At 56.8% G+C, this 26,521-nt stretch carries 25 protein-coding genes and 1 pseudogene; 15 read left to right on the forward strand and 11 right to left on the reverse strand.

Annotated elements, in window-relative coordinates; genetic code table 11:
• Positions 1 to 15: 15 nt before the first annotated feature.
• The 4 genes from ACLTXB_RS00240 to ACLTXB_RS00255 all read right to left on the reverse strand — a co-directional run bounded on the left by ACLTXB_RS00240 (position 16) and on the right by ACLTXB_RS00255 (position 4,047).
• Positions 16 to 1,416 carry a YfcC family protein gene (locus ACLTXB_RS00240; protein ID WP_151075147.1) on the reverse strand — a complete coding sequence of 467 codons (1,401 nt, stop codon included), beginning with the start codon at positions 1,414 to 1,416 and terminating at the stop codon, positions 16 to 18.
• 821 nt (positions 1,417 to 2,237) lie between these two features.
• Complete coding sequence (locus tag ACLTXB_RS00245) at positions 2,238 to 2,441, reverse strand: FCD domain-containing protein (protein ID WP_428225966.1); 204 nt, start codon at positions 2,439 to 2,441, stop codon at positions 2,238 to 2,240.
• Positions 2,393 to 2,917: a GntR family transcriptional regulator gene (locus ACLTXB_RS00250; protein ID WP_428225967.1), complete on the reverse strand. Its 525-nt coding sequence runs from the start codon at positions 2,915 to 2,917 to the stop codon at positions 2,393 to 2,395. The genes ACLTXB_RS00245 and ACLTXB_RS00250 overlap by 49 nt, the downstream gene beginning before the upstream one ends.
• A 107-nt stretch (positions 2,918 to 3,024) precedes the next feature.
• A complete protein-coding gene (locus ACLTXB_RS00255) occupies positions 3,025 to 4,047 on the reverse strand; it encodes an alcohol dehydrogenase catalytic domain-containing protein (protein WP_428225968.1) in 1,023 nt (340 codons plus the stop codon).
• An 88-nt stretch (positions 4,048 to 4,135) separates the two neighbouring features.
• On the opposite strand from ACLTXB_RS00255, the gene ACLTXB_RS00260 reads away from it, so the two are divergent.
• The 5 genes from ACLTXB_RS00260 to ACLTXB_RS00280 all read left to right on the forward strand — a co-directional run bounded on the left by ACLTXB_RS00260 (position 4,136) and on the right by ACLTXB_RS00280 (position 8,935).
• Complete coding sequence (locus ACLTXB_RS00260) at positions 4,136 to 4,306, forward strand: hypothetical protein (protein WP_428225969.1); 171 nt, start codon at positions 4,136 to 4,138, stop codon at positions 4,304 to 4,306.
• A 26-nt stretch (positions 4,307 to 4,332) separates the two neighbouring features.
• Positions 4,333 to 4,905, forward strand: coding sequence for a TRAP transporter small permease (locus tag ACLTXB_RS00265; RefSeq protein WP_151075148.1), 573 nt, complete (start codon positions 4,333 to 4,335; stop codon positions 4,903 to 4,905).
• An 89-nt stretch (positions 4,906 to 4,994) separates the two neighbouring features.
• Positions 4,995 to 6,191 carry a TRAP transporter large permease gene (locus ACLTXB_RS00270; RefSeq protein ID WP_428225970.1) on the forward strand — a complete coding sequence of 399 codons (1,197 nt, stop codon included), beginning with the start codon at positions 4,995 to 4,997 and terminating at the stop codon, positions 6,189 to 6,191.
• 60 nt (positions 6,192 to 6,251) lie between these two features.
• Positions 6,252 to 7,328, forward strand: coding sequence for a mannonate dehydratase (gene uxuA / locus ACLTXB_RS00275; protein ID WP_428225971.1), 1,077 nt, complete (start codon positions 6,252 to 6,254; stop codon positions 7,326 to 7,328).
• A gap of 17 nt (positions 7,329 to 7,345) precedes the next feature.
• Positions 7,346 to 8,935 carry a mannitol dehydrogenase family protein gene (locus ACLTXB_RS00280; protein WP_428225972.1) on the forward strand — a complete coding sequence of 530 codons (1,590 nt, stop codon included), beginning with the start codon at positions 7,346 to 7,348 and terminating at the stop codon, positions 8,933 to 8,935.
• Between the two features lie 133 nt (positions 8,936 to 9,068).
• Here the strand turns inward: ACLTXB_RS00280 and ACLTXB_RS00285 are convergent, their stop codons facing one another.
• Positions 9,069 to 9,500 carry a hypothetical protein gene (locus tag ACLTXB_RS00285; RefSeq protein WP_428225973.1) on the reverse strand — a complete coding sequence of 144 codons (432 nt, stop codon included), beginning with the start codon at positions 9,498 to 9,500 and terminating at the stop codon, positions 9,069 to 9,071.
• 23 nt (positions 9,501 to 9,523) lie between these two features.
• Complete coding sequence (locus tag ACLTXB_RS00290; protein ID WP_428225974.1) at positions 9,524 to 10,192, reverse strand: GntR family transcriptional regulator; 669 nt, start codon at positions 10,190 to 10,192, stop codon at positions 9,524 to 9,526.
• A gap of 316 nt (positions 10,193 to 10,508) precedes the next feature.
• Here ACLTXB_RS00290 and ACLTXB_RS00295 point away from each other — a divergent pair, with 316 nt between their 5' ends.
• The 6 genes and pseudogenes from ACLTXB_RS00295 to ACLTXB_RS00320 all read left to right on the forward strand — a co-directional run bounded on the left by ACLTXB_RS00295 (position 10,509) and on the right by ACLTXB_RS00320 (position 17,575).
• Positions 10,509 to 11,534 carry a zinc-binding alcohol dehydrogenase family protein gene (locus ACLTXB_RS00295; RefSeq protein WP_428225975.1) on the forward strand — a complete coding sequence of 342 codons (1,026 nt, stop codon included), beginning with the start codon at positions 10,509 to 10,511 and terminating at the stop codon, positions 11,532 to 11,534.
• A gap of 56 nt (positions 11,535 to 11,590) precedes the next feature.
• Entirely contained in the window at positions 11,591 to 12,643 is a 1,053-nt protein-coding gene (locus ACLTXB_RS00300; protein WP_110442325.1) for a C4-dicarboxylate TRAP transporter substrate-binding protein, read from the forward strand.
• A gap of 88 nt (positions 12,644 to 12,731) precedes the next feature.
• Complete coding sequence (locus ACLTXB_RS00305; RefSeq protein WP_428225976.1) at positions 12,732 to 13,232, forward strand: TRAP transporter small permease; 501 nt, start codon at positions 12,732 to 12,734, stop codon at positions 13,230 to 13,232.
• Positions 13,229 to 14,521 carry a TRAP transporter large permease gene (locus ACLTXB_RS00310; RefSeq protein WP_151075154.1) on the forward strand — a complete coding sequence of 431 codons (1,293 nt, stop codon included), beginning with the start codon at positions 13,229 to 13,231 and terminating at the stop codon, positions 14,519 to 14,521. The genes ACLTXB_RS00305 and ACLTXB_RS00310 overlap by 4 nt, the downstream gene beginning before the upstream one ends.
• A gap of 70 nt (positions 14,522 to 14,591) precedes the next feature.
• Positions 14,592 to 16,082, forward strand: a complete 1,491-nt coding sequence (locus ACLTXB_RS00315) for a tagaturonate reductase (RefSeq protein ID WP_428225977.1) — start codon at positions 14,592 to 14,594, stop codon at positions 16,080 to 16,082.
• A gap of 12 nt (positions 16,083 to 16,094) precedes the next feature.
• Positions 16,095 to 17,575: pseudogene (locus tag ACLTXB_RS00320) on the forward strand (UxaA family hydrolase).
• Between the two features lie 112 nt (positions 17,576 to 17,687).
• On the opposite strand, the gene ACLTXB_RS00325 reads toward ACLTXB_RS00320, so the two are convergent.
• The 3 genes from ACLTXB_RS00325 to eda form a co-directional block, all read right to left on the reverse strand.
• Positions 17,688 to 18,776 carry a sugar kinase gene (locus ACLTXB_RS00325; protein WP_428225978.1) on the reverse strand — a complete coding sequence of 363 codons (1,089 nt, stop codon included), beginning with the start codon at positions 18,774 to 18,776 and terminating at the stop codon, positions 17,688 to 17,690.
• A gap of 107 nt (positions 18,777 to 18,883) precedes the next feature.
• A complete protein-coding gene (locus tag ACLTXB_RS00330; RefSeq protein WP_428225979.1) occupies positions 18,884 to 19,909 on the reverse strand; it encodes a PfkB family carbohydrate kinase in 1,026 nt (341 codons plus the stop codon).
• 53 nt (positions 19,910 to 19,962) lie between these two features.
• On the reverse strand, positions 19,963 to 20,925 hold the full coding sequence (gene eda, locus ACLTXB_RS00335) for a bifunctional 4-hydroxy-2-oxoglutarate aldolase/2-dehydro-3-deoxy-phosphogluconate aldolase (RefSeq protein ID WP_428225980.1): 963 nt from the start codon (positions 20,923 to 20,925) through the stop codon (positions 19,963 to 19,965).
• A 179-nt stretch (positions 20,926 to 21,104) separates the two neighbouring features.
• On the opposite strand from eda, the gene ACLTXB_RS00340 reads away from it, so the two are divergent.
• Positions 21,105 to 21,896, forward strand: coding sequence for an IclR family transcriptional regulator (locus ACLTXB_RS00340; RefSeq protein ID WP_428225981.1), 792 nt, complete (start codon positions 21,105 to 21,107; stop codon positions 21,894 to 21,896).
• A 79-nt stretch (positions 21,897 to 21,975) separates the two neighbouring features.
• Here the strand turns inward: ACLTXB_RS00340 and ACLTXB_RS00345 are convergent, their stop codons facing one another.
• The gene (locus ACLTXB_RS00345; protein WP_428225982.1) at positions 21,976 to 22,944 is read right to left on the reverse strand and encodes a LysR family transcriptional regulator; all 969 of its coding nucleotides are present in this window, start codon (positions 22,942 to 22,944) and stop codon (positions 21,976 to 21,978) included.
• Between the two features lie 122 nt (positions 22,945 to 23,066).
• On the opposite strand from ACLTXB_RS00345, the gene ACLTXB_RS00350 reads away from it, so the two are divergent.
• The 3 genes from ACLTXB_RS00350 to ACLTXB_RS00360 are packed head-to-tail and all read left to right on the forward strand — an operon-like array spanning position 23,067 to position 25,372.
• Positions 23,067 to 23,645 carry a chromate transporter gene (locus ACLTXB_RS00350; RefSeq protein ID WP_110442315.1) on the forward strand — a complete coding sequence of 193 codons (579 nt, stop codon included), beginning with the start codon at positions 23,067 to 23,069 and terminating at the stop codon, positions 23,643 to 23,645.
• Complete coding sequence (locus ACLTXB_RS00355; protein WP_428225983.1) at positions 23,642 to 24,211, forward strand: chromate transporter; 570 nt, start codon at positions 23,642 to 23,644, stop codon at positions 24,209 to 24,211. Before ACLTXB_RS00350 ends, ACLTXB_RS00355 begins: the two co-directional genes overlap by 4 nt.
• 48 nt (positions 24,212 to 24,259) lie before the next feature.
• On the forward strand, positions 24,260 to 25,372 hold the full coding sequence (locus tag ACLTXB_RS00360) for an anaerobic sulfatase maturase (RefSeq protein ID WP_428225984.1): 1,113 nt from the start codon (positions 24,260 to 24,262) through the stop codon (positions 25,370 to 25,372).
• Between the two features lie 43 nt (positions 25,373 to 25,415).
• Here the strand turns inward: ACLTXB_RS00360 and ACLTXB_RS00365 are convergent, their stop codons facing one another.
• Positions 25,416 to 26,519 (reverse strand): GntR family transcriptional regulator, encoded by a 1,104-nt coding sequence (locus ACLTXB_RS00365; protein WP_428225985.1) that lies wholly within the window; start codon positions 26,517 to 26,519, stop codon positions 25,416 to 25,418.
• Positions 26,520 to 26,521: the final 2 nt, after the last annotated feature.

The raw sequence follows: 26,521 nt of genomic DNA on the forward strand, positions 1-26,521 counted from the left end.
GGGTTTTGCGTTCACTTAATAGCCGATGGCAGAGGCGATGAGCATAAAGATGGCGCCTACTACAAACCAAATGCCGAATAGGGGCAGCATGAACTTGAGCCACTTCTCATAGGGAATTTTAGCCGCGGACAGGTATCCCATGGTAGCCGAGGAGGTGGGCAGGATGGAATTGGAGAAACCGTCGCCCATCTGGAAAGCCAGCACGGCAGTTTGACGGCTCATGCCTACCAGGTCGGCAATGGGAGCCATAATGGGCATCACAACGACGGCCTGTCCGGAGCCGGAGGTGATCAGTACATTGATAAGATTCTGAACTACGTACATGCCAAGCACCTGGACCGGACCGCTGAGGTTCATGACTACCTGAGACAAAGCATTGATAACGGTGTCAATAATCTGTCCATCGGCCATGACCAGAGAGATGCCGCGGGCAAAGCCTACGATCAGCGCACCGCCGGTGATGCCCTTGGCGCCCTGGCTGAAAACAGAGGCAATCTTGTTGGGGCCATAACCGGCAATGAGGCCGCCTACCACGCCCATAACCAGGAAGATAGCAGTCATCTCTTCGTACCAGAAGTCCATCTGGCTTACGCCGTAGATCAGGGCGACAAAGGCAACCAGGACGGTGAGGAGGATGAGAACATGCCGGGTGGTCATCTCAACGGTCTGGCTCTCCTCTTCATACTCATATTCGCTGCCCAATCCGTAGACGATGCTGCGAGTAGGATCGGCCTTTACCCGGTTGGCGTAGCGGATGATGTAGGCGCTACTTACTGCAACCAGCACGACCAGCAGTGCAACACGAAGGCCCGCGCCGGAAAACAGGGGAACTTCTGCGATCTCCTGGGCCACACCTACGTTAAAGGAGTTGAGTACGCCGGCAGTAAATCCGCAAGCGGCACCCATAGCGATCATGGCAGTGCCGGTTACCCGGTCAAAGCCCATTGGGAGTACGACGGAAATACCGATTGGGACAAAGATGCACACCTCGGTGGACATGCCCATAGTGGTACCAAAGATGGCGAAGAGCACCATAAAGAAAATGATGACCAGATTTTTTCGCTTCCCGCAAATCTGGGCCACTTTGCAGCTCAGGGCAGTGATGGCGCCGGTAGAGTGAATGATTTCAAAGGCGCCGCCGATCATCAGCAGGAAAATGACGATGTCGGCCGCATCTACCATGGACTGGTACATGATTCCCGGCACTCTCAGCAGACTGACTGGGGTCTGTTCCACCCGATGGTAGGAATCCGCTACCACAATGGTGTTGCCGGTGACAGGGTCTTCTGTTCTGTCAAATTCGCCTGCCGGAACCACATAGGTGAGCAGCGCGGTAATACAGACCAGAATTACCATGATAACCAGTGCGTGAGGTGCGCGGAACCCTCTCTTTTTTGCTTTTGTTTCTGCTGCCATAGGAACACTCTCCTCACTATCTTATTTTTCCAACGGGATGTGTTGGAAAGTTTACGCCTTTAACATAGTGAAGATTTATTATTGCGTCAAATATATTATTTTAAATATAATATTAGCTAAAATCTAATGTTATGCATTTGAAAAGGGATAAAAAGTGCGGGGAGTGAAATGTGTTTTCTGATGAGATATGCCATGGATAAAAGGGGGCGAAAGAATGCAAAACATTTTATTGTTTGACGCAGATAGATTGCGGCTATTCTGAGGCGGAAAGAAAGCGTTGCTGGGATGATTTTGCTGGAAAGAGATGTGTCATGGGGGTGCTGCAATATGTAAAATAGGCAAATGAAGTAAGTCAGTTTATAGAAAGTGCTGATTAAAATTTAAAAGGCCAAAACTAAAACATACGAAGATGAATGGGAAAAATTGTTCAATATATCCACTCATAGAACAACGGAGTGCATCGAGAATAATTGGGGACGCGGCATCTAAAGTACTATGCTCTGCCGGAAGCAGTGGTGACGTTTTACACATAGGACACGGAGCGTATATAACAGCAAAGATACGGCAGGTGTTCTGGGAAACTGCGCCCGAAAACCATGGAAAAGGTTTATGTTTGAGGGCGGAAATAAACAATTTTGTGCCGAAATATAAAGAGAGCCTTGAAATCGAAAGATTTCAAGGCTCTTCTTGTTGTATGTCTTAACACGGTCAGGATATCGGTATATTTGCTGAAAAGTAAGATCTGTGTGCTTTCCTGCAGGCAGTGGAACCCAGGAGCGGAATGTACCGGCAGAGAAATGCAGCGATGTTCAAACAGCGGCTCAATCCACAAAATATTCCGGATGGATTTGATGCAGTTCATCCTTCTCAAGATTGTGGCGGGTGAGATGGCGAGTCATGAGCATCTCGGCCATTTCGGCATCTCTGCGGCGCAGGGCATAGAGAATGTCTTCGTGGTCCTGGATGGTGTACTGGCTCATGCCCGAAGTGGCGGAAATAATGCGCAGGCGGTCAAATTGCAGCATATCCGTTTTACCACATCGTAAGTACGAGATTTGTTTACTGCTTGGAAGAGCAGTTTGTGGAAGTCATCATCCAGGCTCAGGAAGTTTTCCGATTCATCTGTCTGTGCACACTGCCGCTGGGCGTTCAGGTTTGTTTCCAGTGCGTCCAGGTACTCTTGAGAGATGCCCTGCTGACAGGCCAGCTTAAGGACAGCAACCTCCACCACCAGGCGCAGAAACTTGGATTCCTCGATGCGCTCATAGCTGATCTTGGTCACATAGCTCCCCCGCTGGGGGATGATCTCCACCAGATCCATGCGGGACAGTTCGATGAGTGCCTCTCGGATGGGGGTGCGGGAAAGAGAGAGCGCGGCGGACAGCTCGTTTTCACTGATGGAGCTTCCCGGCGGCAGCTGCAGCGTCTGAATATTATACATCAAGACCCGAATGGCGTAGGAACGTGCATTTTCTCTGGGGAGCTTTGGAAGAAGTTTCATGGAAGATCCCCTCTCCAGTTATATGGTATATGATTGGCGGAATGGTCCGCAAAAAAATCCATATACTAGCATACCACTTCAGCAGGGGAAATGCCAGACCTTCTTTTTTAGAAGTCGAAAGTAAGAACGATCTTTCGAATGGAGGGATCCCGGGTATCCAGGAAATCAAAGGCCTCCTGGGCTTTGGTCAGGGGGAAGGTGTGGGAGACGGAGCCGGAGAGATTCAGCGTGCCCGCGTGGATCATCTCAATGGCCTTGCCGAACATTTTGTTTTGCAGGCGGGAACCCCGTACATCCAGCTCCTTGGAGGTGATGAGGAACTGATTGACCTCGGTGGGAGCAGTGGAGAAGCCCATGGTGATCACACGGCCAGCGTTGCCGGTAGCCTTGAGCAGATTGAGCAGAGAGTCCTTGACGCAGGCGGCGTCAATGGAGACCGTGGCGCCGCGGCCGTGGGTGTACTCCAGCACCGTTTCCAGGAAGTCCTCCTTCTGGGTGTTGATGGTGTACTTAGCGCCGGCGGCCTTGGCCTCGGCCAGCTTGTCGTCCATGATGTCGGCGACAATGATGTGGCTGCACATCTGACGGGCAATACGCAGAATGGAGCTGCCCAGAGCGCCCGCGCCATAGAGCAGAAGCATGTCCTCCTGCTCCAGCTGAGCCCGGGTGCAGGACTGGATGGCAATGGTTGTGGGCTCAATCATGACCGCGTCCACATCGGACAGCTGGTCGGGCAGAATGTAACAGTCGCTCTCGGGTACGGCAATAAACTCCCGGTAACCGCCGTCAATGTGCACACCCCGCACAGCCAGGTGATCGCACACATTACCGCGGCCCTTCCGGCAGGGATAGCACTCGCCGCAGCTAGTGACCTGGTTGACGATGACCCGGTCCCCTACCTTAAGATTCTGGACGTTGGGGCCGACCTGATCTACCACGCCTACGATCTCGTGGCCGATGATGCGGGGGTAAGTGGCGGCGGCGTTGGTGCCGTGGTAGATACCCACGTCAGAACCGCAGATACCGGCGGCGGTCATGCGAACCAGGACGTTATCCTTTTCATTGATAACCGGCTTTTCTACTTCAATCAGCTCCAGCTGCTCAGGCTTTACAATTCGGACCGCTTTCATAACTAAGACTCCTTTTCATAATTGCATTATGATGATTGTGCTCAGACATAAAACATAGAGATTCAGAAAGGGGGAAGCTCGTGTTAGTTTGAGAGAGGAGCACGAGACAACTTGTAAGGACGAGGGGCTGACGGTCACCGAGATGAGCGAGGAAGAGCGTCAGCAGATGCTGGAGATGATCCAGCCCGTCTATGACTATCTGGATTCCCAGTATGAGTGGGCCCCCGAAGTCCGCCAGATGATTGCGGACATTGAGTGAGGTGAGTGAAGATGAAAAACGCGACAATGGATAAGTTGTTTAAAGGAATCGACTATCTTACCGGTATTCTGACCGGTCTGATGGTGCTGTTCGTATTCATGAACGTGGTTCTGCGCACCTGCTTCAACTCCGGCCTGACCTGGTCTGAGGAGCTGTCCCGTTACCTGTTTGTCTTTGTTACCTATGTGGGCGCTATCAGCGCCATGCGCGTCAACGGCCATCTGGGCGTGGACACACTGATCTCCCGGGTTCCCCGCCCCCTGCAGATGGTGATGTATGTGGTTTCTCAGCTGGTGATCGCGGCGCTGATGTGTATCCTGGTCCACGGTTCGGGTAAGATGGTTCTGCAGAACACCGAGTCCCGCACCGCCGCTCTGGGCATCTCTTATGCGTTGCTCTACTCTGTGGGCATCATCACCGGCGTGTCCATTGCAGCTATGGCGGTTGCCAACATTGTGTATGCCGTGACCCATCCCTCCGAGATCTCCAGCATCGTGTCCATGACCACCGATGAGGACGAAATCATGGCTGAGACGGGCAGCGAGGATCTCTCCGATGAGGAGTATGCCAAGCGCCTGAACGAAGAGGGAGGTAAGTAAGCAATGACACTTGTGGTATTTTTGGCCGCCCTGGTAGGCGGTATGCTCATCGGAATTCCGGTGTGTTTTGCTCTGATGTTCAGCGGCGTTTGTATGATGCTGTTCCTGATGGATTCAATTCTCAGATCCTGGCCCAGAACCTGTTTTCCGGTGCCGACTCCTTCTCCATGATGGCCGTCCCCTTCTTCATTATGGCCGGCGAGTTCATGAACCGGGGCGGCATTACCAAGCGGATCGTCAACACCGCCAACGCCCTGGTGGGCTCGGTGCGGGGCGGTCTGGGCTACGTATCCATTCTGGCCATCCTGGTGTTTGCCAGCATGGTAGGTTCCGCCGTAGCCTCCACCGCCTTCCTGGGCGCCATCCTCATTCCCATGATGGTGCGGGCCGGCTATAAGCGGGACACCTGCACCGGCCTGATCGCCGCGGGCAACATCCTCTCCCCCATCATGCCCCCCTCCGTGCCCATGATCGTGTTCGGCGTGCAGGCGGGTGTGTCGGTCACTGAGCTGTTTATGGGCGGCATCGCTCCCGCCTGCTACCTGTCCATTTCTCTGTGCATCCTGTGGTTCTTTGTGGCCAAGCGGGACAAGCTGCCCACCGCGCCCCGCCAGAGCGCCAAAGAGGTGCTCAAGGCCATTGTGGACGGCCTGTGGGCGCTGGCTCTGCCTCTGTTTATCCTGTGGGGCTTGCGCAGCGGAAAGTTTACCCCCACCGAGGCCGGTGTGATTGCGGCGGTGTACGCCCTGTTTGTGGGCCTGGTGGTCTACCGGGAGCTGAAGCTTTCCATGCTGATGGAATGCCTGGTCTCTGCGGCCAAGTCCTCTTCCATTATTATGTTCCTGGCTGCGGCGGCCATGGTGTCCTCCTGGATGATGACGGTGGCCAATGTTCCCGCCATTGTCACCAGCATTCTGGCTCCCTTCATCGAGCACCCCACCCTGCTCATGCTGGTCACCTGCGGCATCGTTCTGCTGGTAGTCACCTCCATGGACGTGACTCCTACCATCATGATCCTTACCCCCGTGCTGATGCCTGCCGTCAAGGCCGCCGGCATCAACACCGGCTACTTTGGCGTGGTGTTCATCCTCATGTGTGTGCTGGGTCTGCTGACCCCTCCGGTGGGCACCGTGCTCAACGTGGCCTGCGGCGCCGGCAAGATCAACATGGAGCGTATGGTCAAGGCCGTGTGGCCCTTCCTGCTGGCTGAAGTGATCATTCTGCTGCTGATGATCCTGTTCCCCGCCACCGTGATCGTACCCATGAATTTCTTTACCGGCGGCTGATGACCACCGGACCCAATATGAAATAAAAGTCGTATGTTTAAGATAGGAGAGTAAATTACTATGGAAATGACTATGCGCTGGTACGGCAAAGAGCATGATACCGTTACCCTGGAGCAGATTCGACAGACCGGCTATGTGAAGGGGATCATCAGCACCCTGTATAATAAGCTGCCCGGCGAGGTGTGGGAGCTGGACGAGATTCTGGCTCTGAAGAAAGAGGTAGAGGACGCCGGTCTGCACCTGGCGGGCATCGAGAGTGTCAACGTCAGCGACGCCATCAAGACCGGCGGCCCCGACCGGGACAAGGACATTGCCGCCTACATCAAGACCCTGGAGAACCTGGGCAAGGCGGACATCCATCTGGTGTGCTACAACTTCATGCCTGTGTTTGACTGGACCCGTACCGAGCTGGACCGCAAGCGCGAGGACGGCTCCACCGTCATGGCCTACAACCAGGATGTCATCGACCGCATGGACCCCAAGAAAATGTTTGACGCCATCAAAGACGATATGAACGGCACTGTCATGCCCGGCTGGGAGCCGGAGCGTATGGCCAAGGTCCAGGAGCTGTTTGAGATGTACAAGGACATCGACGAGGACAAGCTGTTTGATAACCTGAAGTATTTCCTGGAGGCCATTATGCCGGTGTGTGATCAGTATAACATCAACATGGCCATCCACCCCGACGATCCCGCCTGGAGCGTGTTCGGTCTGCCCCGCATCATCTCCAGCCAGGCCAAGCTCAAGCGCATGATGGACATGGTTCCCAACCCCCACAACGGCGTCACCTTCTGCATGGGCTCCTACGGCACCAACCTGAACAACGACCTCATCGCCACCGTGCGCATGCTCAAGGGCCGCATCCACTTCGCCCACATCCGCAACCTGCGCTTCAACGACGGCATGCGGGACTTTGAGGAGAGTGCTCACCTCAGCGAGGACGGCACCTTCGACATGCACGGCGTGATGAAGGCCCTGTACGAGACCGGCTTTGACGGTCCCATCCGTCCCGACCACGGCCGGATGATCTGGGGCGAGAAGGCCATGCCCGGCTACGGCCTGTATGACCGCGCCCTGGGTGCGGCCTACCTGTGCGGCCTTTGGGAGTCCATCCGCAAGGACGCCCGGAATCTTTAATGAGGATGTGAGCGGATATGAAGCTGACGTTAGAAGGATTAAAGGATCAGGCCGCCTGGCAGGCGGCGGGGATCGCGCTGCCCAGCTATGATGTGGCCCAGGTGGCCCAGCGCACCAAGCAGGCGCCCGTGTGGGTCCATTTCGGGGCAGGAAATATTTTCCGGATCTTTATCGGCGGACTGGCCGATCAGCTCCTGTCCTCCGGCGCGGCGGACAAGGGCATCACCTGTGTGGAGACCTTTGACTTTGACGTGGTGGACAAGATTTATCACCCCTATGACAATCTGGTCCTGGCCGTCACCCTCAATGCCGACGGCAGCACCGACAAGCGGGTGCTGGGCTCCCTCACCGAGGCCATCAAGGCCCAGAGCAATGTGGCCCAGGAGTGGGACCGTCTGAAAGAGATCTTCGCCAACCCCGGCCTGCAGATGATCTCCTTCACCATCACCGAGAAGGGATATGCCCTGAAGAACGCCCAGGCGGACATCGACAACGGCCCTGAAAAGCCCGGCTCTGCCATGGCTGTGGTGTGCGCCCTGCTCTTCCACCGCTACAACAGCGGCAAGGCCCCCCTGGCGGTGGTGTCCATGGACAACTGCTCCCACAACGGCGAGAAGCTGCGCACCTCCATCCTGACCATGGCCCAGGCCTGGCAGGAGAAGGGCTTTGTGGATCAGGCCTTTGTGGATTATGTATCTGACGAGGCCCAGGTCTCCTTCCCCTGGTCCATGATCGACAAGATCACCCCCCGACCTGCCGACTCCGTCTGCCAGGACCTGGCTGCCTTAGGTGTGGAGGGCATGGTCCCTGTGGTCACCTCCAAGAACACCTACATCGCGCCCTTTGTCAACGCTGAGGGGCCCCAGTATTTGGTCATTGAGGACCGCTTCCCCAACGGACGGCCCGCCCTGGAGAAGGCCGGGGTGTACTTTACCGACCGGAACACTGTCAATCAGGTGGAGCGGATGAAGGTGACTACCTGCCTCAACCCCCTGCACACCGCCCTGGCGGTATATGGCTACGTGCTGGGCTACACCCTGATTGCCGACGAGATGAAGGATCCCCAGCTGAACAAGCTGGTCCACCAGATTGGTCCGGTGGAGGGCATGCCCGTGGTCACCGATCCCGGCATCCTCTCCCCCAAGGCCTTTGTGGATGAGGTTCTCCAGGTGCGTATCCCCAACCCCTTTATGCCGGACACCCCCCAGCGTATTGCCACCGATACCTCTCAGAAGGTGGGCATCCGCTACGGTGAGACCATTAAGGCCTACGTTGAGAAGTACGGCGATGCCAAAAAGCTGGTGGCCATCCCCCTGGCCATTGCCGGCTGGTGCCGCTACCTGCTGGGTGTGGACGATCAGGGCAATGCCTTTGAGCGTTCCGCCGATCCCATGCTTCCTCTGCTCACCGAGCAGCTGGCAGGTGTGGAAGTGGGCAAGCCTGAGAGCTACCAGGGTCAGCTCAAGAACATCCTCTCCAACGCCAACATCTTCGGTGTGGACCTGTACCAGGCGGGCATTGGTAGCCGCGTGGAGGAAATGTTTGTGGAGGAGCTGGCCGGACCGGGTGCGGTGCGGACCGTTCTGAAAAAGTATCTGGGCGAGTAACGTATCCCCTTGAATCTCAAAGAAATAGCTATGCGGTGTGTACCGCAAGAAACGCCTGCCTTCCTCTGCCATTTGGCGGAGGAAGGCAGGCGTTTTCGGTTTAAGGCCAAATTTTTAGTTGAATCTTTGAAAATCAGAATTTTTTTCTTATAATTCTGCTTTCCGCTGCCTGCTGCAGGCGCTTGGCCAGCTCTGGATCCGCGTCTTCAAATTGGGAGTACAATTCTACCGCCTGGTTGACAAGATCCATGGAACTGGCTACCAAAGCCAGCTTGGGCGTTGCTTCCAGCGCATCCAGAAGACCCTGAGCAAAGGCGTCGCTGGGCTGCTGAACACATTCGCGGGCAAAGGACTTTACCGCGTTGTGAGGGCGCAGACTTGCAGCGCCGAGAGCAAAGACACAAAGTCCAATCATGACAAGCAGCAAACAAACCGTGTTCATACTGCTGCCCGCGGCTAAACGTATCAGCAGACCTGCCGCGGCAATTAGTCCGCCTGCCAGTTCAAAACGCCTGGCAGCGCCGCGGTACCGTTTATAGTAGGAATGCTCCACTTGAGCGGACATAAACTCACAGCCTTTCAAGACGGTCAAAAGATATCCGGTGTACTGTTTTGCAGAATGGTGGCCAAGGAAGACTCCTTGGAATACCGCAGGTGCTCTGTCATAGCCAGGGCAGCCTGTTCCCAATCTTTCTTCAGACAAGCATCGGCGATCTGTGCATGCTCCATCATGGTCTGGTCAATACGGGACTGGATAAACTGTCCGCTCATAATGCGCAGCCGAATGTTTTGGGTGCGGATGCGGTCGTACAGGTCCAGCAGGTAGTCATTTTTCAGACCGGATATGAGATAAGAATGGAACTCATCATCCAGAGCATAGAAGTCGGATACTTGATTCTCACCGGAGACATGGGCATGGAAGATTTGAGAAAACCGGGAGATTTCCTCTAAGTCCAGTTCGCTGTGACATGTGCGTATGACATAGGGCTCTACCAGCAGACGTACCTCAAAAATCTGATGGATGTCACCGATGGAGATGCCGGAGACCATAATTCCACGTTTAGGAAATACCTTCAAAAGCCCCTCCTGAGCCAAACGGCCGATTGCCTCACGCACCGGGGTGCGTGAAAAGCCCAGTTCCTCTTGAAGCTGAGACTCGCTGATCATTTGGTTAGGGGCAAATTCACAAAGAGCAATTTTCTGCCGGATAAACTGGTAGGCTTGGTTTTGCATGGAAGAACCTTGTTTAGAGGACATGGAGAAGCTCCTTCTATACATATCGATATTGATTTAATGATAATGAAATTCTCCTTGTTTTTCAAGAGAAATTCCAAAGGTTTTCCTGGAAGGACCTGAGGGAGAGTTGATGAAAACTCGGCTGTTGTGATATTAACTATATTAAACTAGATGAAATTATTAACAATGACAAAAATCGGCTTCATTTAAAAAGAATAATTGACAAATCAAAACAACGGGCATAGAATCAAAGCGCAATCAATCTTGTATACTACTTGGATACAAGTGATATGTAAGAAAAATAGGGGAAAACAAGTTGGATTTGGAGGGACTTGAAATGAAAGCAATTTGCATCCAGGAACCGGGAAAGGTGGAAATCCAGGACATCGAGAAACCGGTCCGCAAGCCTGGCGAGGCACTGCTGAAAATGCTCTACGGCGGTATCTGCGGCAGTGACCTGGGTTCTTATCGCGGGGCGAACGCTTACGTATCCTATCCCCGTATTCCGGGCCATGAACTGGCAGCCGAAATTGTGGAGATCGATGACAATGACCGCGGTCTGAAGCCCGGCATGATCGTGACCTGCAACCCCTACTTCAATTGCGGCACTTGTTATTCCTGCCGCCGGGGCCTGGTGAATGCCTGCACCGATAACCAGACCATGGGCGTTCAGCGTGAGGGTGGCTTTGCGGAATATATCACCATGCCCATTGAGCGGATCTATGACGGCAAGGGCCTGCCTGCCAAGACTTTGGCTCTCATCGAGCCTTTCTGCATCAGCTACCACGGCGTGTCCCGGGCCAATGTGCAAAAGGGCGAGCGGGTGCTGGTAGTGGGCGCGGGCACCATCGGTGTTCTGGCTGCTGTAGCCGCTAAGGCCAAGGGCGCCGAGGTAACGATTTGTGACGTAGCCGAGGATAAGCTGAACTACGCTTACGAGACCTTTGGCCTGAACCACAAGCTGCTCAACAGCTCCCCTGAGGCCTTTGAGAAGGGAGTCAGCGAGCTGACCGGCGGCGATGGCTTTGATGTGACTATCGAGGCGGTGGGCCTGCCCAACACCTTCCAGAACTGCATTGATGCGGTGTGCTTCGGTGGCCGCGTGGTTCTGATCGGTGTATCCAAGCGCAATATCGACGACTTCTTCTTCACCATCATCCAGAAGAAGGAATTGAACGTCTTTGGTTCCCGCAACGCCATGAAGAAGGATTTCCTGGAGCTGATTGACCTGGTCAAGGCCGGTGGTGTAGATTTGGAGAAGATCGTCACCAATACATACAAGATGAAGGATGCGCCCAAAGCGTTTGAGGAGTTTTCTCAGAATGCCGGAAAGATGCTGAAGGTTGTCATTGACTTCACCTGATGGATCGGGGAAGTAACATATTACATCATCAATTTAAGGAAGAGAGGAAAACTGAGATGAAATTTACATGGAAAAAGAGAGTGGCGGCTGCAATGCTGGGCGGAGCTATGGTAATGAGTCTGACTGCCTGCGGCGGCGACAACAGTTCTGACGGCGGCAATGCTGCCTCCGGAAACAATGGCGATGTGATCGAACTGCAGATCGGCTTTGAGAACTCCATCTCCGAGCCCATCGGTCAGGGTATTGAGAAGTGGGCTGAGCTGCTGGAGGAGGCCTCCGGAGGCACCATGACCATTACCCCCTACCCTGACAGCCAGCTGGGCAGCAAAAACGAGCTGATCGACTCCATGCTGCTGGGCGAGCCTGTGTGTACGCTGGCTGACGGCGCTTTCTATGCCGACTACGGTGTGCCTGATTTTGGTATTGTGTTTGGTCCCTTCCTGTTTGACGATTGGGATCAGTGCTGGACTCTGATTGAGTCCGACTGGTATGCTGACCAGTGCGCTCAGCTGGAGGAGAAGGGCCTGAAGATCATTTCTTCTAACTGGAAGTACGGCGCTCGCCACACCCTCACGGTTGATCCTGTGGAGACGGTGGATGACCTGGCCGGCATGAAGATCCGTGTGCCCAACAACCAGATCCAGTCCTACGGCTTTGACGTGCTGGGCGCCACCTCCACTGGTATGGACCTGGGCGATGTGTACTCCGCTCTGCAGACCAAGGCCATTGACGGCGCTGAGAACCCTCTGGCTACTCTGTACGGCCGCAAGCTGCACGAGGTAGCTAAGAACCTGATCCTGGATGGTCACGTGCTGAACTTCACCACTTGGGTTTGTTCCGCCGACTGGTTCAACAGCCTGACCGAGCAGCAGCAGCAGTGGCTGATTGAGACCGGTGAAGAGGCTGGCTTCTACAACAACGACGTGCTGGATGAGCAGGAGGCTGAGTACCTGCAGCTGATGAAGGACGAGGGCGTCAACGTGGTGGAGCCTACTGAGGAAGTGCTGGATGGCTTCCGTGAGAAGGCTCAGGCTTTCTATGAGATGGGCGATACCTTCGGTTGGTCTGACGGCCTGTATGAGACGGTCTGCGAGGCTATGGGCAAGTAACCTTTTCATACTGAGCAAAAAGAAATGACGTGCCGGCGGCGGGAACAGCCATACCCGCTGCCGGCATCATAAAGAAGGAGGAAACTTTATGAATCCAGGTAACAAGCTGAAGAACGTGCTTTGCAGCTTGGATACCATTGTCGCGTCTATCGTGCTTGCAATTTTGATTATACTCACCTTTGCAGGCGTTCCCTTCCGTTATATTCTGGGCGCCCCCTTTACCTGGCTGGAGGAAGTCCAGCTGGCCTGCATGGTCTGGATCGTGTTTGCCGCAGCCGGCGCTGCCTTCCGGGCGGGCAATCAGGTGGCCATTGAGATGATTGTAGACCTGATGCCCAAAAAGATGCAGAAGGCGGTCACTGTGTTCATCTCTGTGGTGGTACTGGCTGTGGTAGGCTATCTGTTCTACCAGAGTCTGGGCTATATCAACGTGTTTCTGAAGAGCGGCCGTGCCACCCCCATGCTGAAGATCCCCTATGCGCTTATCTATGGCATTGCCCCGGTGTCCTATGTGCTGATGGTAATCAGCTACTTCTATGCCTTGATCAAGGGCGTAAAATCTGAGGCAAAGGAGGCCCTTGACCTATGAATAGCATTTTGATTGCCGCTGCTGTGGTTATGCTGCTCCTGCTGTTTTTAAAGGTCCCCGTGTTTATCTCGGTCTTGGGCGGCGCTGCCGTTTACTTCGTCTTTAACCCCGGCGTGAACCCTATCGTCTTTGCCCAGCAGGCCATTACCGGTGTGGAGAGTATCTCCCTGCTGGCCATCCCCTTCTTTGTCTGTGCCGGTATTATGATGAACTATACCGGCGTTACCGCTCGAATCATGGGCTTTTGTGAGGTCCTGACCGGCCGTATGTATGGCGGTCTGGCGCAGGTGAACGTGCTGCTGTCCACTCTGATGGGCGGCCTGTCCGGCTCCAACCTGGCGGATGCGGCCATGGAAGCCAAGATGCTGGTTCCCGAGATGGAGAAGAAGGGCTTCTCCAAGGAGTTCTCTTCTGTCGTTACTGCTGCCTCGGCCATGATTACTCCCCTGATTCCCCCGGGAATCTCCATGATTCTGTATGGCTGCATTGCCAACGTGTCCATCGGCGATCTGTTTATTTCAGGTATCGGCGTGGGCCTGCTGCTGTGCGTGTCCATGATGATCCTGGTTCGCTTTGTGTCCAAGAAGCGCGGCTACGCCCCCATGCGTACCACCCGCGTCTCCGGCGGCGAGTTTGTCCGGGCCCTGAAGCCTGCCATTCTGCCCCTGCTGCTCCCGGTTATTATCATCGGCGGCATTCGTATCGGTGTGTTCACCGCCACCGAGGCCGGCGCCGTGGCTATCGTATATGCTATGCTGCTGGGTGTGGTGTACCGGGAGATGCACTGGAAGGATATGGTTCAAGGCTTTAAGGAGACCGTGTGCACCACCTCTTCCATCATGCTGATCGTGGCCGCCGCCGGTGTGTTCTCCTGGGTGCTGACCAAGGAGCGTATTCCCCAGCAGCTCACCGAGTGGATCGTGGCAACCATCGACAATAAGTATGTCTTCCTGCTGATTGTAAACATCTTCCTGCTCATTGTTGGCATGTTCATCGAGGGCAACGCCTCCATGATCATTCTGGTTCCCCTGCTGCACCCCATTGCTCAGGCCTACGGCATCAATGAGATCCAGTTTGCCATGACCTACATCTTCAACAACGCCATCGGCGCGCTGTCTCCCCCCATGGGCACCCTGATGTTTGTTACCTGCGGCATTACCGGATGTAAGACCGGCAAGTTCATTAAGGAAGCGGTTCCTTTCTATATTCTGCTGGTGATCAACCTGCTGCTGATTACTTATGTCCCTGTGTTCTCCACCGGCATTCTGTCTCTGCTGGGCGGTAACTGATTAACCTGTTCCGGGCGTGGCGGGCTGTCCGCCATGCCCGGCTGTGTACATCGTTTGAGGTGAATCGATTATGGAAAAGCTTAACTATGAAGTGCTGAAAAAGTCCGGCTACCAGGGCTATATCCTGGAGAAGGCGCCCGAGAAGATCCTCCAGTTCGGCGAGGGCAACTTCCTGCGCGCCTTTGTGGACTACTGGTTTGATATGTCCAATGAGAAAGTGGGCTGGAACGGCAAGGCCGTTCTGGTGCAGCCCATCGCTCCCGGCCTGGCCAAGCTGATTAACGAGCAGGAGGGGCTTTACACCCTGTACCTCCGCGGCCGGGAAAACGGTGAGAAGGTGGACCGCAAGCGCGTCATCTCCTCCGTCAGCCGCTGCCTGAATCCCTATGAGAAGGCCGACTACGATGCCATGATGGAAGTAGCCGTCTCCGATGATCTGGAGTACATCGTCTCCAACACCACCGAGGCCGGCATCGTGTACGATCCCGCCTGCCAGAAGGGCGACTGTCCTCCCGCCTCCTTCCCCGCCAAGCTGACTCAGGTGCTCTACAAGCGCTGGCAGGCGGGCAAGAAGCCGCTGGTCATCCTCTCCTGCGAGCTCATTGACAACAACGGCAAGGAGCTGGAGAAGTGTGTGGGCCAGTATATTCAGCAGTGGGATCTGGAGAAGGAGTTTGCCGACTGGTGCGGCCAGTGCACCTTCTGCTCCACTCTGGTAGACCGCATTGTCCCCGGCCGTGTGAAGGATCCTGAGGAGGCAAAGCGCCTGGAAGAGGAAAACGGCTATCACGATGAGCTCATCGACGTGGGCGAGGTCTTTGGCGTTTGGAACATCGAAGGCCCCGAGTGGCTGGCCGATCAGCTGCCCTTCCGGAAGGCCGGTCTCAACTGCATTGTGGTGCCCGATGTTACTCCTTATAAAAAGCGCAAGGTCCGTATCCTCAACGGTGCCCACACCGGCTTTGTGCTGGGCGCTTATCTGGCTGGATTTGATATCGTCCGGGACTGCATGCACAATGAGAACGTCAAGGGATTTATGAACAAGATGCTCCACGAGGAGGTCATCCCCACCCTGCCCCTGGACAAGCAGGATCTGGAGAACTTTGCCTCTGCTGTGGAGGACCGCTTCAACAACCCCTTTGTGGACCACGAGCTCATGAGCATCTCCCTCAACTCCACCTCCAAGTGGAAGGCACGCAACATGCCCAGCTTCCTGGAATACATCCAGGAGAAGGGAGAGCTGCCTGTCTGCTTGACCATGAGCCTGGCTGCTTACATTGCTTTCTATTCCAACGACGTACAGGAGCTGACCGACAAGGGGCTGGTCTGCCGCCGTCCCAAGGGCAACACCTACACCATCTCCGATGACCGGTGGGCTCTGGAGTTCTACTGGGATCACAAGGATGACAGCGCAGAGGATCTGGTCCATGCCGTGCTGACCAATCAGCAGATGTGGGATCAGGACCTGACCCAGATCGCCGGCCTGGAGCAGGCTGTTGTGAATGACCTGAAGCTCATCCGTACCCAGGGCGCCGAAGCTGCTTACGCCTCCTGCCTGTGAGAGGAGACGGACATGACAAAGCTGATCCGAATTACCCCACGGGATAATGTGGCGGTGGCGCTGCACCCGGTCAGCAAGGGCGAGACCCTGACTGTGGACGGCGTGACAGTAACCGCCCTGGAGGATATCCCCCAGGGACATAAGCTGGCCCTCTCACCCATCGTGGAGGGAGATGCCGTAGTGAAGTACGGCTATCCCATTGGTCACGCCACGGCCGGGGTGGAGACCGGCATGTGGGTCCACACCCACAACATGCGCACCAATCTCTCCGGCGAGGAGGAGTACACCTACCAGCCTGCCGTGCCGGAGGTCACCCCGGTCCCTGCCGAGACCTTCCAGGGCTACCGCCGCAAGGACGGCCGGGCCGCGGTCCGCAATGAGATCTGGATCATCCCCACTGTGGGCTGCGTCAACGATGTGGCCAAGAAGCTGGTGGCCGACAACCAGGACCTGGTAAGCGGCAGCATTGATGGCCTGTATGCCTTCCCCCACCCCTATGGGTCAGCCAGACTGGCGCCGATCATGCCCAGACCCGCAAGCTGCTGGCCGCCTTGGCCCGCCACCCCAACGCCGGCGCCGTCCTGGTGCTGAGCCTGGGCTGCGAGAACCTCCAGCACGACCAGTTTGTGGAGGAGCTTGGCCCCTATGATTCCGACCGGGTGAAGTTCCTCACCTGTCAGGAGGTGGAGGACGAGTTTGCCGCTGGGCGTCAGCTGCTGGAGCAGTGCGCCGCCTACGCCGGCCAGTTCCACCGGGAGCCCATTCCCGTCAGCGACCTGGTCATCGGCATGAAGTGCGGCGGCTCCGACGGCCTGTCCGGCGTCACTGCCAACCCCACTGTGGGTGCCTTCAGCGATATGATGATCGCCCGGGGCGGCAGCACGGTGCTCACCGAGGTGCCGGAGATGTTCGGCGCGGAGGGCATGCTGCTGAGCCGCTGCGTCAGCCGCGAGGCCTTTGATAAAGCGGCCCACATGCTCAACAGCTTCAAGGATTACTTCCTGAGCCACCATGAGACGGTGTACGAGAACCCCTCCCCCGGCAACAAGCAGGGCGGCATCACCACCCTGGAGGACAAGTCCTGCGGCTGTGTCCAAAAGGGAGGCACCGCCCCCATCTCTGACGTGATTGGCTATGGTGAAGCGGTGACGGCCCACGGCCTGAACATGCTCTATGGTCCGGGCAACGACCTGGTCTCGGCCACTGCCATGACCGCCGCCGGGGCGCACATTGTGCTCTTTACCACCGGCCGCGGCACCCCCTTCGGTGCCCCCGCCCCCACCATCAAGATCGCCAGCAACAGCCAGCTGGCCGCCAAGAAGTCGGGCTGGATCGACTTCGACGCCGGCCCGGTGGCCGACGGTGAGCCCATTCCCGATGCGGCCCAGCGCCTGTTTGATCTGGTGCTGCAGGTTGCATCCGGCAAGCAATCCAAAAGCGAGGAGTATGGGTTCCGGGAGATTGCCATCTTCAAAGATGGCGTTACCCTGTGATTTCCCTCTCATAACACTGTGGACCCGTCTCGGAAAGAAGACGGGTCCAAATTTTTGACCCAAAAAGCAGACTGCGCGGAGAGAAGCCGATGTTTTCTCCGCGCAGTTTTTCTTACCGCTTGATGTCGTAGTTCATATTCATCAGGTTGCGAATGGTGTCCACATCGTCGGTGATGTTGCCGTCGCCGTGGATGGTGTGCTTGATGGCGCTGCTGGCCACAGCGAAATTCAGGGTATCCATGGGGGAATAATGGTGCATCATGGCATAGATCAGTCCGCTGGCAAAGGCGTCGCCGCCCCCCACCCGGTCCAGAATGGTGAAGGTAAACAGGCGGCTTTCAAAGGTGTGGCCATCCAGCCACATGAAGGCCTTCAGACTGTTTTCGCTGCCGCTGTGGGCATAGCGTACATGGCGGGCGATACACTTGAGGTTGGGATAGCGCGCCACAAAGGCCTGGAAGATCATGTCCTGTTCCTCGTAGCTGGGGTGTAGTGGGACTCCGTCCTTCCAGTCCCCCTTACTGTGGTCCTTTTCGTCCCGCCACAGGTGGTAGGGCTCAATGCCCAGCAGGACATCCACATAGGGCAGACACTGGGTGCAGAAGTCCCGGGCCTCCTCCCAGCTCCACAGGGCGGAGCGGAAGTTGCCGTCAAAGCTGATCGTCATGCCTTTGTTCCGGGCGACCTTGAGGCAGTCTAGGACGAGCTGGGCACAGGAGGGGCTGAGTGCGGGGGTGATGCCGCTGAGATGGAGCCAGTCAAAGCCCTCCAGCAGTGCGTCCAGATCTACCTGGGAGAAATCGTATTCTGTGATAGCGCTGTGCTTGCGGTCATAGGTGACCTTACTGGAGCGGATGCCGTAGCCCGTCTCCAGGTAGTAGGTGCCCAGCCGGTGGGTGGGGGTCTCCTCCGGAGTAGAGAGAATCATAGGGGTGCAGTGGACGTCGTTGCTGCGCAGCATGCGCACTGCGCTTTTGCCCAGGCTGTTGTTGGGCACCACGCTGAAAAAGGTGGAGTCCACGCCAAGGTTGGCCAGAGAGAGGGCGATGTTGGCCTCGCTGCCGCCGTAGCTGGCTTCAAAGCCGGTGGACGCCCGGATCTTCTCATAGTTGGGCGGGGTCAGGCGGAGCATGATCTCACCGATGGTAATGAATTTGCAGGGACTGTCACTGTGTCGAAGCAAAGGATTGCTGTGTTCCATAGGTACCTCCGGAAGATTCATAAAAAATGGCCTTGGGGCCGGGCGTTTTACGCCCAGCCCCAAGGCAAGGATAAAAAGGAATGAAGGAGAAAGTCAAACAATCAAAATCAGCGTTGGATACGGCCGGAACCGTCGCCGCCGGCCAGCTTCTCCACCTCGGAGACGGTGACCATGTTGTAGTCGCCCTCGATGGTGTGCTTCAGCGCGGAAGCGGCCACGGCAAACTCCACGGCCTCCTGGGTGGACTTGCCATTGAGAAGCGCGTAAATGAGGCCGCCGCCGAAGCTGTCGCCGCCGCCCACGCGGTCGATGATGCGCAGCTCGTACTTCTTGGAGAAGCAGTACTCGTCGGAAGCCACATCGTACAGCATGGCGCTCCAGCCATTGTCGGAGGCGGAGTGGGACTCACGCAGGGTGATGGCCACCTTTTCAAAGCCGAACTTGTCGGCCAGCTGCTTGGCCACAGACTTATAGCCCTCGTGGTTGATCTCACCGGCGTAGATGTCGGTGGACTCGGCCTCGATGCCAAACACGTCCTTGGCGTCCTCCTCGTTGGAGATGCACACGTCCACGTACTGGCACAGCTCGGTCATGGCCTCACGGGCCTGATCCCGGGTCCACAGCTTGCCGCGGTAGTTGAGGTCGCAGGAGATCTTCACGCCACGCTCCTTGGCGGCCTTACAGGCCTGCTTGCAGGTCTCCACCAGGTTGGGACCCAGCGCGGGAGTGATGCCGGTGAAGTGGAACCAGTCCACGCCCTCAAAGATCTTGTCCCAGTCAAAGTCACTGGGCTGGGACTCCTGGATGGCGGAGTGGGCGCGGTCATAGATGCACACGCTGCCGCGCTGGGAGGCGCCCTTCTCGTTGAAGTAAATGCCCACACGGTCGCCGCCGCGGACGATCATGGAGGTGTCTACGCCGTAGCGGCGCAGGGAGTTGACGGCCGCCTGGCCAATGGCGTGGGCGGGCAGCTTGGTGACATAGGCGGCATCCAGACCGTAGTTGGCCAGGGAGACGGCCACGTTGGCCTCGCCGCCGCCGAAGGTGAACTCCAGGTGATCGGCCTGGACAAAACGCTCATAGTTATAGGGCTGGAGCCGGATCATCAGCTCGCCGAAGGTAACAACTTTCATCGTGCTCTACTCCTTATCACAAAATCAAATAGAATGGTTCTGTTGCGGCGGCATTATTTCTTTACCAGGTGTACGGCAAAGCCGGCCAGCTCGTCCTTGAGGTAGATGGCCTTGGTGCTGCCCTTGGCGTCGGTCTTGCGGCTGGACTCATCAAAGGTCACACCTCGCAGACCCAGGTGGTAGACGGCCCGGTCCACGTTGTTGGTGCCGATGGCGATGTGGCCGTTGGCGCCGCGGCCGGGAGCCTTGTTGCACTCCACGGCGGAGCCGGCAAAGATGGAGGAATTGCCGGGCTTGTACTCCAGGTCAAACAGGGCGCACAGGGTCTTGGCGGTCTGCTCGGCCTGAGCCTCGTCGGCGCAGTTGATGCCCACATGGGCCAGAGAGAAGCCCAGCATGGTCTTGACGGCCTCTTTGCAGATGCGGGTGATCTCATCCCACTGCTCGCCCTCAATGAGATCCTTCTTTACCATCCAGGTGCCGCCGCAGGCGATGATGCGGTCAAAGCCCAGGTAGTCCATCATGTTCTTGGTGTTCACGCCGCCGGTGGGCATCCAGCGCAGGTTGGTGTAGGGGCCGGCCAGAGCCTTCAGCTTGGCCACGCCGCCGTTCTGCTCAGCGGGGAAGAACTTCACCACATCCAGACCCATGCTCATGGCCTGCTCCATCTCACCAGGAGTGGCGGTGCCGGGCATCATGACCACACCCTTGTCCAGAACATAGCGGGTGATCTCGGGGTTGAAGCCGGGGCTGACGATAAACTGAGAGCCGGCGGCAATGGCACGGTCGGCCTGCTCCTTAGTGAGCACGGTGCCGGCGCCCACCAGCATGTCGGGCACTTCGGCAACAATGCGGCGGATAGCTTCCTCGGCGGCAGCGGTGCGGAAGGTAACCTCGGCAGCAGGCAGGCCGCCCTTTACCAGAGCACGGGCCAGAGGTACCGCTTTCTCAGCGTCGTCAATGGCAATGACAGGAATGATGCCAATGGAGAAAAAGCGCTTCTGCAGTTCGGTCATAAACATTTCCCCCTATATTTCATAATATGAAACGGTGTTCCGTAATTTGCACTTTAATTATAAGCCATGCCAAATAAAAAACAAGATGGCGATTGTGCAAAAAATCACTTGCCCAAACTGTGGGAAACAGTTAAAATTGGGACATAGTTTCATATTATAAAACAAGGGAGGAACCTGGCATGGAAAAAGGGGGCGTTCAGTCTCTGGACCGGGCGTTTACACTGCTGGAACTGCTGTGCAAGAGCCCTGGAGGTATGGCGATTCACCAGATCACAGAGCTCACCGGCCTGCATAAAAGCACCGTCCACCGTATGCTAACGGCTATGGCAGAGCGGGGCTATGTGCGCAAAATGGGCGACGGGGTGTACCGAGCAGGAATGCGTATCTGTGAGCTAAGCGACTATGTGCAGCAGAATCTGGATGTGGTGGAGCTGGCCAGGGAGCCTATGGAGCGGCTGAGCCGCCGCACGGGAGAGACGGTCCACCTGGTGGAGTGGGACGGCAATGAAGTGGTCTATATTTATAAGGTAGAGAGCATCCACGGCGCCATCCGCATGGTCTCCCGGATCGGTATGCGCCGCCCCATGTACTGTACCGGGATGGGAAAGGCCATTCTGGCGTTTCAGTCGGACAGCAAGGTGGTGGATTACTGGAAGGGAACAGAGCATGAGAGCTATACGGCCCATACCATTGTGCGGCAGGAGGCTTTTCTCCGGGAGATCCATGAGATCCGCTGCCAGGGCTATGCCCTGGACAACGAGGAGAACGAGCTGGGGGTGCGCTGTGTGGCGGCGGCGATTCCGGACTGGCAAGGAAATGTCAGCCACGCCCTATCCATTTCCGCACCTATCAGCCGGATGACCGATGAGCGTATCAATGCGCTGGTGCCGGAACTTATGGAGGTGCGCAACGAGATTGCATCTTATCTGGGGGCAGACTGCAAAAGCATTACCCCGGAGACGAAATACTGAGAGATTCAAACAGTAAAACAGGGCTTTGCACAGTTAGGTGTGTGCAAAGCCCTGTTCTTATTTTTCATCATGTAAAGTTTTAACAATAAATGTTATTTTCAGGACTTGCCGCTGAAAGCGGCGGTGCAATCGTGGCTGTTGGTGGCTTCCATAATGATGTAGTAGATCCAGTGGCTATCGGAAGCTCCCCACTCATCTGATCAAAGCAGTCCATCAGTTCCTGGGCGGAGGAGGTCAAAAACTTGTGCCGGTGCCAGACAATGTAGTTTTCCCGCTCAAAGGTTTCGTCACACAGCTCCTTGGTTGCCACCAAGCCGGACTGGACAGCACCGCTTACCAGACGCTCCGGCAGAAAGGAGATACCCAGCCCCAGATGTACCGCCTGGATGATGGCCTGGGTACTCACGCTCTCCATGGTGGGCACCAAGGGCAGTTCATGCATGGCAAAGACCCGTTCCACAAAGGCCCGTCCTACGCTCCCCTTGTCCCGGAGCAGCAAAGAATCCTGGGCCAGATCCTTGAGCTCCAGCCGTTCCTGACCGGCTCTGGGATCGTCCGGCGGCAGAATGAGTACCAGCCGGTCGGGGGCGATGGCCCGTCGGGCCAGCTCCTCCTGCCCTACGCTTCCCTCCATCACGGCAAAGTCCAATTCGTTGTCCAGCAGAGCTTGCTGAAGGGCCGCGCCGTTGGACACCACGGAGCGGATCTGCAGGTTGGGGTGGGACTGCTGAAAGCGCATCAGCACCCGGGGCAGCAGGTCGGTACCCAGGGCGATGGTGGTCCCAACCCGGAGAAGCCCCAGCTGGTCCCAGTCCCGCAGGCCCTTCTCCATCTGGTCAAAGGAATCCACAATGTGGACCGCATAAGTGTAAAACATGGTACCGGTCTGGGTGATGTAGAGCTTGCGGTTGATGCGCTCAAAGAGACGGATGCCGTAGTACGACTCGATCTCCTGGATGGCCCGGGTGACGGCGGGCTGGGTCATGCGCAGCTGTTGGGCGGCCTTGGTGATGTGCTGAGTCTGATAGACGGCCAGAAAAATTTTCATATGGCGGAGCGTCATGGCCTGGACCTCTTTTCATGCTGATTTCATTATGGATCTGATAAAAAGATAGCATTTTACTCATTCATCCCGGGCAGATATAATGGAGGGGAAAGGAGCGGGATGCTATGGCGCGGGAGGACAAAAAAGGGACCTTATTAAAGCTGTTTTTCAGTATGCTGTATATCAGTGCCTTCACCTTTGGGGGAGGCTTTGTCATCATTACCTTTATGAAGCGGAAATTTGTGGATGAGCTGGGCTGGATCGATGAGCAGGAGATGCTGGATCTCACCGCTCTGGCCCAGTCTTCCCCGGGAGCGATCGCCGTCAACGCAGCCATCCTGGTTGGCTGGCGGGTGGGAGGATTTCTGGGCATGGTCACGGCGGTCATCGGCACCGTGCTGCCCCCCATCACCATTTTGTCGGTGATTTCCCTCTTTTACGCCGCCTTTGCCGCCAATCCCTATGTGGCGCTGGTTTTAAAGGGAATGCAGGCGGGCGTGGCGGCCGTCATTCTGGACGTGGTGTGGGGCTTGGGAGCCAACGTGGTGAAGACCAAGTCCTCCATCCACATGGTGGTAATGGCAGCTGCCTTTATCGCCACCTTTGTCTACGGCGTCAACGTGATCTACATCATTCTGGCCGCCGGACTGCTGGGTGTGGTGCTTGCCATGCTCCAGCGGAAGAAGGGAGGGGAACTCCAGTGATTTACTTGCAGCTCTTCTGGAGCTTCCTCCAGATCGGCCTGTTCTCTGTGGGAGGCGGCTATGCCGCCATGCCCCTCATTCAGGCCCAAACCGTTCAGCTTCACGGTTGGCTCACTATGAACGAGTTTACCGACCTGGTCACCATTGCGGAAATGACCCCCGGCCCTATTGCCGTCAACTCGGCCACCTTTGTGGGCATCCGCATTGCAGGGCTGCCCGGAGCGCTGGTGGCTACCCTGGGGTGCATCTTTCCGTCCCTGTTTATCGTCTCGCTGCTGGCTTTTATCTACTATCGGTATAAAAATTTGTCTATTCTCCAGAGCGTACTGGCCAGCCTGCGCCCAGCAGTGGTGGCTCTCATCGCCTCGGCGGGTCTGTCCATCCTGCTCCAGGTGGTCTTTGGCGGCGCAGAAATGGCCATTGTCAATGTCAACTGGGTTGGCCTTGTGCTGTTTGCCGCCGCCTTTGCCGCTCTGCGGGGGCTGAAATGGAACCCCATCCTGGTGATGGTGCTGTGCGGCGTGGGCAACCTGCTGGTGGGACTGGTGCTGCAAACCATTGGCTGAACCCTGTGAATCTGGTATACTAAGCAAAAGCCTCAGGGAGGGGAGACCATGAAACAGCTTACCTTTTTAGTGAAACCGGCCTCCAGCCTGTGCGGCCTGCGCTGCCGCTACTGCTTTTATGAGGATGTGGCCCAGTGTCGGGAGACCCAGAGCATGGGCATCATGTCCCATGAGACGGCAGAGCACCTGCTGCGTGCCGCCGCCCAGGCGGCTGAGTCTGGGGACGTCATTCAGATCACCTTCCAGGGAGGCGAGCCCACCCTGGCGGGGCTGGACTTCTTCCGGGATTTTGTGGCCATGGAGGGGGAGCTCATCCCCTCCGGCGTTACCGTGAACCACTCCATCCAGACCAACGGCATGGCGGTCACGGCGGAGTGGGCGGAGTTTTTCCGGGCCAATCGTTTCCTGGTGGGTCTCTCATTGGACGGCGCCCGGGACCTTCACGACGCTCTGCGGGTGGACCCCCAGGGCAAGGGTACCTGGAACCGGGCGGTGGCGGCCTTACATGAACTGGACAAGGCGGGGGTGGAGACAAACCTTCTCTGTGTGGTCACTGGGCCCATGGCCCGCAGCCCTCAAAAGGTGTACCAGTCTTTGAACAAATTGGGCAATCATCCCCTTCAGTTTATCCCCTGCCTGGACCCTCTGGAGGCTCCCCGGGGCAGCATGCCCTACTCACTCTCCCCTCAGCGCTACGGACACTTTTTGTGCGGCCTGTTTGACTGCTGGTACCGGGACTGGCAGGCAGGACGCTATGTAAGCATCCGCCTTTTTGACGACTATCTGCGTATTCTGGCCGGGATGCCGCCCAGCACCTGCGCGGCGTCAGGGGCCTGCGGCAGCTACCTGGTGGTGGAGGGAGACGGCAGCCTGTACCCCTGTGACTTCTTTGTGCTGGATGAGTGGTACTTAGGAAATATCAATGAGACCGGAGTGACGCAGGCTATGAACAGCCCCCGGAGCCAGGAATTTTTGGCGCGGGGCCGCACCCGCCCGGAGGGCTGTGCCCAGTGCCCCTACCTGGCCATCTGCCGGGGCGGCTGTCCCCGGGACTGGACGGTCTTTGGTCCCCAGGGGGAGAACTACTACTGCCCCGCCTTCCAGCAATTTTTCGACTATGCCCTGCCCCGCCTGCGCCAGGCGGCGGCAGCCCTGCGATAAGCAAAAGCTCTGAGCGGTTCCTGTGGGGCCGCTCAGAGCTTTTTTACAAGGTTCGGATAGAGGTGCCCTCATAAATTTTGGGCTTCATAACGTAGGTGTAGTTTTTGTCGTCGCAGTCCCGGCGCTCGATCATGGTCATCAGCTGGGTGGCCACCAGGCGGCCCATCTGCCTGCCCTGGTGGACGGAGCAGGTGATCCCCTCTGCCTCCCAGTCCGGCCCGGAGTAGTCAAAGCACACCAGAGAGCAGTCCTCCGGCACCCGCTTGCCCTGCTCCTCCAGCACCCGGCGCACCAGGCGGTAAATCATGTAGTTGCAGCACACAATGGCAGTGTACTTGGGCAGCCCCTTCAAGAAACGGTCGATGAAGCGAGCAAAGCGCTGGTCGTGGGCCTCGTTGGAGACGCACCACTTGATGTAGTCGTCCTGGAACTCCACCCCCCGCTTCTGCATGGCGGCGGCGGTACCTTGAAACTTCTCAATGCTCTGGTAGTTGTCGTAGACAAAGATGCCTGCGATGTGCCGGTGGCCCCGCTCAATGAGCAGGCCGATGAGCCGGTCGGCGCACTCCGTGTCGTTGACAATGACCCGGGGGCAGCGGAGATTTTTGTAGTAGTTGTTGTAGAAGATGACCGGGATATGCCGCCGATAGATCTCCTTATAGCAGTCCAGGTTGGGGTTTAGCAGACTGGCCTTCACCCCGTCGATGATGAACCCCTGAAAATTCTGGTGGACCACCGCCTGGAGACAACTGCGCTCATTGGAGAACTTATTGTCGGTAAAGAACACCCGCAGGTCCACCTGGTCGGCAGGCAGCACGCTTTTGATGCCCTCCAGCAGCTCGGAGTTGGCGTTGGTGTCCTGGCCCTGGAGAATGAGGCCGATTTTCAGCGGGGCGGAGCCGATGCCCAGCTCCCGGGACAGGGCGATCTCCTTGTTGATGTAGGTGCCGCTGCCCTTGACACGCCGCACCAGCCCCTCCTGGGCCATGCGATCCAGAGCGGCGCGCACCGTCTCACGGCTCATGTCCAACCGGCGGCACAGTGCGTTTTCCGAGGGCAGCCTCAGGTTGCCGGAAAACTTGTTCTCGTCGATGTAGGCCATCAGCCAGCGGTAGACCTCTTCTGTCTTTTTCCCGGAGCCCGCCAAAC

Source organism: Flintibacter sp., assembly GCF_046973065.1.

Bases quoted from the DNA above. Each gene is read 5' to 3' on its own strand.
- ACLTXB_RS00240 (WP_151075147.1), bottom strand. From the start codon at position 1,416: ATGGCAGCAGAAACAAAAGCAAAAAAGAGAGGGTTCCGCGCACCTCAC.
- ACLTXB_RS00245 (WP_428225966.1), bottom strand. From the start codon at position 2,441: ATGCTGCAATTTGACCGCCTGCGCATTATTTCCGCCACTTCGGGCATG.
- ACLTXB_RS00250 (WP_428225967.1), bottom strand. From the start codon at position 2,917: ATGAAACTTCTTCCAAAGCTCCCCAGAGAAAATGCACGTTCCTACGCC.
- ACLTXB_RS00255 (WP_428225968.1), bottom strand. From the start codon at position 4,047: ATGAAAGCGGTCCGAATTGTAAAGCCTGAGCAGCTGGAGCTGATTGAA.
- ACLTXB_RS00265 (WP_151075148.1), top strand. From the start codon at position 4,333: ATGGATAAGTTGTTTAAAGGAATCGACTATCTTACCGGTATTCTGACC.
- uxuA (WP_428225971.1), top strand. From the start codon at position 6,252: ATGGAAATGACTATGCGCTGGTACGGCAAAGAGCATGATACCGTTACC.
- ACLTXB_RS00280 (WP_428225972.1), top strand. From the start codon at position 7,346: ATGAAGCTGACGTTAGAAGGATTAAAGGATCAGGCCGCCTGGCAGGCG.
- ACLTXB_RS00285 (WP_428225973.1), bottom strand. From the start codon at position 9,500: ATGTCCGCTCAAGTGGAGCATTCCTACTATAAACGGTACCGCGGCGCT.
- ACLTXB_RS00290 (WP_428225974.1), bottom strand. From the start codon at position 10,192: ATGTCCTCTAAACAAGGTTCTTCCATGCAAAACCAAGCCTACCAGTTT.
- ACLTXB_RS00295 (WP_428225975.1), top strand. From the start codon at position 10,509: ATGAAAGCAATTTGCATCCAGGAACCGGGAAAGGTGGAAATCCAGGAC.
- ACLTXB_RS00300 (WP_110442325.1), top strand. From the start codon at position 11,591: ATGAAATTTACATGGAAAAAGAGAGTGGCGGCTGCAATGCTGGGCGGA.
- ACLTXB_RS00305 (WP_428225976.1), top strand. From the start codon at position 12,732: ATGAATCCAGGTAACAAGCTGAAGAACGTGCTTTGCAGCTTGGATACC.
- ACLTXB_RS00310 (WP_151075154.1), top strand. From the start codon at position 13,229: ATGAATAGCATTTTGATTGCCGCTGCTGTGGTTATGCTGCTCCTGCTG.
- ACLTXB_RS00315 (WP_428225977.1), top strand. From the start codon at position 14,592: ATGGAAAAGCTTAACTATGAAGTGCTGAAAAAGTCCGGCTACCAGGGC.
- ACLTXB_RS00325 (WP_428225978.1), bottom strand. From the start codon at position 18,776: ATGGAACACAGCAATCCTTTGCTTCGACACAGTGACAGTCCCTGCAAA.
- ACLTXB_RS00330 (WP_428225979.1), bottom strand. From the start codon at position 19,909: ATGAAAGTTGTTACCTTCGGCGAGCTGATGATCCGGCTCCAGCCCTAT.
- eda (WP_428225980.1), bottom strand. From the start codon at position 20,925: ATGACCGAACTGCAGAAGCGCTTTTTCTCCATTGGCATCATTCCTGTC.
- ACLTXB_RS00340 (WP_428225981.1), top strand. From the start codon at position 21,105: ATGGAAAAAGGGGGCGTTCAGTCTCTGGACCGGGCGTTTACACTGCTG.
- ACLTXB_RS00345 (WP_428225982.1), bottom strand. From the start codon at position 22,944: ATGAAAATTTTTCTGGCCGTCTATCAGACTCAGCACATCACCAAGGCC.
- ACLTXB_RS00350 (WP_110442315.1), top strand. From the start codon at position 23,067: ATGGCGCGGGAGGACAAAAAAGGGACCTTATTAAAGCTGTTTTTCAGT.
- ACLTXB_RS00360 (WP_428225984.1), top strand. From the start codon at position 24,260: ATGAAACAGCTTACCTTTTTAGTGAAACCGGCCTCCAGCCTGTGCGGC.